Origin of the sequence: Candidatus Bandiella numerosa (genome assembly GCF_021811875.1) — a bacterium.
In the GTDB taxonomy this organism is placed as follows: Bacteria; Pseudomonadota; Alphaproteobacteria; order Rickettsiales; family Midichloriaceae; genus Aquirickettsia; species Aquirickettsia numerosa_A.
Map to the genome: position 1 here is coordinate 1 of NZ_JAJBJD010000046.1, position 7,203 is coordinate 7,203.

4 protein-coding genes are annotated in these 7,203 nt (G+C 33.6%); all 4 read right to left on the reverse strand.

Going from position 1 to position 7,203, the window contains the following annotated elements:
• Nucleotides 1-140 precede the first annotated feature (140 nt).
• The 4 genes from cysS to L8D11_RS02595 are packed head-to-tail and all read right to left on the reverse strand — an operon-like array spanning nucleotide 141 to nucleotide 6,962.
• Nucleotides 141-1,487, reverse strand: a complete 1,347-nt coding sequence (gene cysS / locus L8D11_RS02580; protein ID WP_410519501.1) for a cysteine--tRNA ligase — start codon at nucleotides 1,485-1,487, stop codon at nucleotides 141-143.
• A gap of 2 nt (nucleotides 1,488-1,489) precedes the next feature.
• Nucleotides 1,490-2,893 carry a dihydrolipoyl dehydrogenase gene (gene lpdA / locus L8D11_RS02585; protein ID WP_236870117.1) on the reverse strand — a complete coding sequence of 468 codons (1,404 nt, stop codon included), beginning with the start codon at nucleotides 2,891-2,893 and terminating at the stop codon, nucleotides 1,490-1,492.
• A gap of 31 nt (nucleotides 2,894-2,924) precedes the next feature.
• Nucleotides 2,925-4,118, reverse strand: coding sequence for a 2-oxoglutarate dehydrogenase complex dihydrolipoyllysine-residue succinyltransferase (odhB, locus tag L8D11_RS02590; RefSeq protein WP_236870118.1), 1,194 nt, complete (start codon nucleotides 4,116-4,118; stop codon nucleotides 2,925-2,927).
• A 15-nt stretch (nucleotides 4,119-4,133) separates the two neighbouring features.
• Nucleotides 4,134-6,962, reverse strand: coding sequence for a 2-oxoglutarate dehydrogenase E1 component (locus tag L8D11_RS02595; protein WP_236870119.1), 2,829 nt, complete (start codon nucleotides 6,960-6,962; stop codon nucleotides 4,134-4,136).
• Nucleotides 6,963-7,203 lie beyond the last annotated feature (241 nt).

Below are 7,203 nucleotides of genomic sequence, written 5' to 3' on the forward strand. Positions count from 1 at the left end.
AAAAATTGCAAAATTAAATTATTTCGTATCCATCCTTTGTGTCGATGATCTTGTAACCTTGCTCCTCTATTTGCATCCTAATTTTATCAGCCTCTTCCCATTTTTTATCTGATTTGAGTTTTTTCCTCTCTTCTGCAAGATTAAATTATTTCGTATCCATCCTTTGTGTCGATGATCTTGTAACCTTGCTCCTCTATTTGCATCCTAATTTTATCAGCCTCTTCCCATTTTTTATCTGCTTTGAATTTTTTCCTCTCTTCTGCAAGCTTTATAATTTCTGGAGTTAATTGGATTTCTCCAGACTTCTCCTCAAGATTAAGTCCTAAAAAGTCACAACAATTAAGCATATCTATAGCATAATTTTCATCCCCTTCTTGCGCTTTGCTTGATAATTTATGAATGAAGGAAAGTGCAAGAGGTGTGTTTAAATCATCTGCTATATATGATAAAAATTCATCTGGTATCTTTTTTGAATTTGCATCAAATTTCTCACTATACTTTTGGATAGATTTTTGAAATTTAGTTATGCTTTTTTGTGAATCTTCTAATGCTTTTTGATTAAAATCCAGTGGTCTTCTATAATGTGAGGTTAAGTAAAAATACCTCAACGCCATTCCACCAATTCCTCTATCTAACAGCTCTTTAACGGTTATGAAATTTCCAAGGCTTTTGCTCATCTTATCGCCTTCTACTGTCAAAAATCCATTGTGAACCCAGTACTTTGCAAATTTGTTATTTTTTGATTCACAAATACTTTGAGCTATTTCGTTTTCATGGTGAGGGAAAATTAAATCAGCACCTCCTCCGTGAATATCAAAACTATTACCCAAATATTTTTTACTCATAACAGAGCACTCAATATGCCAACCAGGCCTTCCATCGCCCCATGGGCTAGAAAAAAACATTTTTTCATGTTGTTTTTTTGGCTTCCATAACACAAAATCCATTGGATTTTTCTTTAACTCCGAAATCTCAATCCTTGCACCAATATCTTGATCATCAATTTTCCTTTTTGAAAGCCTACCATAATCACTATAGCTATCGATGTCAAAATATACGTGCCCATCACTAACGTAGGCATGGCCTAGCTCTATAAGCCTTGTTATCATAGATATCATCTCGGGAATATTTTCTGTAGCTTTAGGCTCTTGATTAGGAATTAAGCAATTTAGATGGCCTAAATCTTCATGAAAATATTGTGTTATTCTTGTTGTTAATGACTCTATATTTTCATTATTTTTATTTGCAGCGTCAATTATCTTATCATCGACATCAGTTATATTTCTTACATAGGTAACCTTAGAATATGCATTTCTCAATAACCTAAATAATAGATCAAAAATCACGGATGACCTGGCATTACCGATATGTGGCCTATCATAAACAGTAGGACCACATACATACATCTTAATGTCACTTTTATCAATAGGGATAAACTCTTCTTTTTTACCAGAGAGTGTATTTGTTAAAAAAATTTTCAATTTCAAAATTATAAATGAATTGGTTTAAAATATGCAGCAAGAGAGGCCTCTTTTATCGCTTCATTTAATGTTGGATGTGGATTGCAAATCCTTGCTAAATCTTCTGATGCCGCCTTAAATTCCATAGCAACTGTTACCTCGGCAATTAATTCCCCTGCTGCATCACCAATAATATGAACACCTAAAATTTGGTCAGTTTTTTTACATGCAATAATCTTAACAAAACCGTCTGTCTCACCGGAAGTTCTGGCTCTGCTATTAGCAAGAAATGGAAATTTGCCAATTTTGTATTCAACATTATTATTTTTTAATTCATCCTCAGTTTTGCCAACAGAAGCAATTTCTGGATGCGTATAAACTACACCAGGTATGGTATCATAATTGACATGTCCATGTTGCCCATCAATAATTTCAGCCACAACAACACCTTCATCAGATGCCTTATGTGCAAGCATTGGTCCAGCAATAACGTCTCCTATTGCATAAATATTTGAAATATTCGTCTTAAATTGCCCATTTACTATAATTTTACCCTTTTCATCTAATTTGATGCCGATTTTACCTAAATTCAATGATTCTGTATTGGGTTTTCTACCAACAGCCACCAAAACAACATCGCAATCAACTTTCTCTGAATTATCACCAGATATTGACGTAACCTCAACTTCCACCTTACCGTTCTTAATTTGAGCTGAAGTTACTTTGGAAGAAAGTTTAAAGGTCAATCCCTGCTTTTCAAATATTTTTTTTGCTTCTTTTCTTATATCACTGTCAAAGCCAAATAGGATGTTGTCTGCAAATTCTACAACTTCAACTTTAGCGCCAAGTCTTGACCATACTGAACCTAGCTCAAGCCCAATTACTCCACCCCCTATTACAATCATTTTCTTAGGAACTTTTTTGAGAGATAACGCACCATCTGAAGTAACTATTTTTTCTTCATCAATTTTGATATTTGGCAAAGTCACTGGAACAGAACCTGTTGCAATTATTATGTTATCTGCTTCTAATAATTTATTTTCACCACTATTTAAAGCCACAGATATTTTATTATTTGACTCAAATTTGCCAAGCCCATTAAAATAATCAACTTTATTTTTTTTGAATAGACCAGCTATACCTTGCCCCAAACCAGAAACTGTTGAATCCTTAGTTTTCATTATTTTATCTAATGAAAAACTAATTTCCTTACATTCTATTCCCCTTGAAGCAAAATTATGCTTTGCATCATGATACTTATGGGTTGTATTTAATAGTGACTTCGATGGTATGCACCCAACATTTAGACATGTACCACCTATAAATTGCTTGTTATCTACACATGCAACTTTTTTACCAAGCTGAGCAGCCTTAATAGCAGCAACATATCCACCTGGGCCACCACCTATAACTAAAACATCATACTTTTCCATAATACAAAACTCTTAATATCTTAATAATTTACTATAATCCAAACAAAAGCTTCTCAGGCGTTTCCACCATTTCTTTTATTCTCTTTAAAAATGTAACAGCCTCGCCTCCATCTATTACCCTATGATCATACGAAAGAGCTATGTACATCATAGGACGTATGACAACCTGCCCTGAAACAGCAATTGGTCTTTCTACTATATTGTGCATGCCAAGTATACCAGATTGAGGTGGGTTAATTATTGGAGTAGACAGTAAAGAACCATATATTCCACCATTTGTAATACTAAACGTTCCACCTTGCATGTCGCTCATTGCAAGTTTACCTTCTCTGGCTTTTTTACCAAGGTTCACAATATTTTTTTCAATATCTGTATGATTCATTTTATCGGCATTTTTAACAACTGGAACAACAAGTCCCTGCTCTGTTCCAACAGCCACGCCTATATTATAATAATTCTTATAAACCAAATACTCTCCATCTATTTCAGCATTGACCGCTGGTATTTCCTTTAAAGCAACAACTGTAGCTTTAACGAAAAATGACATAAATCCGAGTTTCACGCCATGCTTCTCTTTAAATGCATCTTGATAATCTTTTCTGCATTTCATAACTGCCGACATATCCACTTCATTAAAAGTTGATAATATTGCAGCAGTGTTTTGAGAGTCTTTAAGCCTTTTAGCAATTGTTTGTCTCAACCTGGTCATTTTTATTCTTTCCTCAAGTTGCTCATGAGGTTGAGAAATTGCTGAGCTTTCAATCTGAGGATTTGATATCGCAGATAGAACATCACCTTTGGTAACACGCCCATCTTTTCCTGTAGTATTGGCTATATTTTGCAAATTATGCTCTGATGCAATTTTACTGGCAGCTGGAGAAAAAACTTGATCCTTAGTAATCTGTGGCTGTTTGTGTTGAGCATCTTTAACGTCTTTAGTGGCTTCATTTGTAGCTGCCTTAATATTTTTTTGTATTTCTGCAACTCCTCTTTCTTCAAGAGAACCTAAAGTATCACCTACCGCTACTACATCTCCTTCATTAAATTTAATTTCATTAATAATTCCTGAAGCAGGAGCATTCACTTCTAGTGTTATTTTATCAGTTTCCAGCTCTAATAAAATTTCATCAACTTTAATTTGCTCTCCAACTTTTTTGTGCCATTTTGCCACAGTAGCTTCTGTAACTGACTCTCCCAACGATGGAACTATAATATTAACTGCCATAATTTTTAACTCCTATTATTCAAATGCTTTTTTCAAAAATTTATTTAATTCTTCAAGATGCAATTTCATATATCCTGCTGCAGGAGATGCTGATTCATCTCTACCAACATACTTCACCTCTAATTTATTGCCAATCTCTTTTAATACTTCTTCAAATTTTGGTTTAATGTATTGCCACGCTCCCATATTTTTGTGTTCTTCTTGGCACCAAATAATTTGTCTAATATTTTTATATTTACCAAGCTGCTGGATTATCTCCTTTTTAGGATATGGATAAAGCTCTTCTAATCTGATCAAAGCAACTTTATTTTCATTGCGTCTTTCTCTTTCTTCAAACAAATCATAATAAACTTTACCACTGCAAAATATCAGCTTCTCTATCTTATTAGAGTCTCTCATGTCATCTTCTATTAAAGATTTAAACTGCGTGCCCTCAGCAAAATCCACTAATTTAGAAACTGCTAATTTATGCCTTAATAATGATTTTGGAGTCATAATTACTAAAGGGTTCCTATATGTCCTCAAAGCTTGCCTTCTAAGCAAATGGAAAATTGATGCAGGCGTCGTGCAATTTGCAACTGTGATATTATTATTTGCACTGAGTTGCAAAAATCTTTCAAGCCTTGCAGAGCTGTGCTCCGGCCCTTGACCCTCATATCCATGTGGCAAAAGTAGAACAAGTCCACTCATCCTCAGCCACTTAGCCTTACCTGAAACTAAATATTGATCGATAATCATTTGAGCACCATTTGCAAAATCACCAAATTGCGCCTCCCAAATGACTAACGTTTTAGGATTAGAATAGCTGTAACCATATTCAAATCCCATTACTGCTAATTCAGACAAAATACTATTATGAATCTCAAATTTACCACTTTGATCATTGCCCAGATTATTTAATGAGATATATTTTTGTTCACTTTCTTGATCTACTAAAACCGCATGGCGATGAGAAAAAGTGCCTCTTTCAACATCCTCACCAGTAAATCTGATATTATACCCTTCTTTTAATAGCGATGCATAAGCCATTGTTTCTCCCATTCCCCAATCTATATCATCACCTGTATCAAACATTTGCTTTCTACTACTGAGTAGCCTCTCAACCTTTTTATTTAACTTGAAATCATGAGGTATATTTGTTAAAGGATCGCTTAAATTTTTTAGTTCTTTGGATTTTACGCCAGTAACAACATTTTTATTATCATCAGTTAAAAATTCATCAAAGCCCTTCCAATCATTTTTAAGCCAATCAGCACTCTGAGGTTTATAACTATCCGATAATTCAAATTCTTTGTCTAAAAACTCCTTAAAAACTTCCTTATTTTGCTGAATTGTATCTTTATCAATACTACCTTGACTTAATAATTTAAGACTATAAATCTCAGAAGGACTTTTGTGCTTATGAATAATGTCATACATCCTAGGCTGAGTGAACATCGGTTCATCACCTTCATTATGTCCATATTTTCTATAACAAACTATATCAACAAACACGTCTTTTTTAAATTTAGACCGGTATTTTGCAGCAATCGCACTAACATATGCAATAGCTTCAGGATCATCTCCATTAACATGGAAAATTGGAGCGCCTACCATTTTAGCTATATCTGTGCAATATCTTGAGGATTTGGCATCTGAAGAATTAGTGGTAAATCCAATTTGATTATTCGTTATTATGTGTATAGTTCCACCCGTACCATATGCTTTTGTTCCACCCAAAGCCAATGATTCCATTACAGAACCTTGTCCACAAAAAGCAGCATCTCCATGAAGCAAGATTCCCAATACTTCGCTTCTATCTTTATCACCAATTAAATCTTGTTTAGCTCGTACTCTCCCCATAACCACAGAATTTACCAGCTCTAAGTGAGATGGGTTAGGCGTTAACGTTAAATGCATGTCTTTTTGATTAACTTTAATATCTGAAGATATCCCAACATGATATTTAACATCACCAGGCAGATTGAGGTTATCTGGTATAAAAATACCTCCCTTAAATTCAGAAAAAACAACATGGTAGGGCTTTTTTATAACTTTTGTCAAAACACTCAGCCTCCCCCTATGAGCCATTCCTAAAACTATCTCTTTAATACCACTACATGCAGAAATTTGTATTATCTCTTCAATTGCCGTAATAGTACCTTCACCACCTTCAATCGAAAAACGTTTTGCACCTGGAAACTTTACATGAAGATATTCTTCAAACATCCCAACTTTTACCAAACTATCTAAAATTTCAGCTTGCTTATTTTTATCAAAATTTATAACACCTATATCATTTTCAATTTCAGTTCTCAACCACTCCCTCTCCTCATAATTATCAATCTGGATAAACTCTACACCAAACCGTCCACTATAGGTATTTACAAGATTTTGGTAGAGAGTTTTTAATAGCATTTCTTGTTGACCAAAAGCTCCATCTACGTATACTTGTTGCCCTAATTCTTCTTCCTTAATGCCATAATTCCTATAATCAAGTTCTTTAGGAAAATTTTTATTAGTTAAGCCTAAAGGATCTAATTTTACAGCCATATGCCCATATGATCTAAAAGCATCTATTAACTTTGCTATTTTTAATGAAATATTACTAATTTTACTTGGACTGTCTTTTTCTTTTTTGACATCAATGTCTATTTTTTCTTGGTATCCTATAATTTTATTGCACCTTTTTTTCCAGCTTGGTCCTGAAAAAAAATCTTTAAAGTCATTATTATTTTCTTCTGATTCTGAAAAATATTTTCTCCAACTTTCATCAACTGAGTTTGGATTTTTCAAATACTCATTGTATAGCTCTTCTATAAACAAAGCATTTTGAGAGAAAAAAGAGGAATCAGAAGGATTCATTTATCGTCGTAATATTACCAAAATTTAACTAAGTATTACTCCTATCACCACTAAAAATCAAGCCTGTTATAAATATTTAATCTGCGCTACACAGCAAGAAATAGTATATTTATAAATTTATATAAATGATAAAGCGTATTTTAATTAGCGCAATAATTATTCAATTAAGGTAGGGAGGCTTTAATCATCCCCTCTCTGCAATGAAATTTACACTATTAAAGACCATTGCATAATAGGCAGA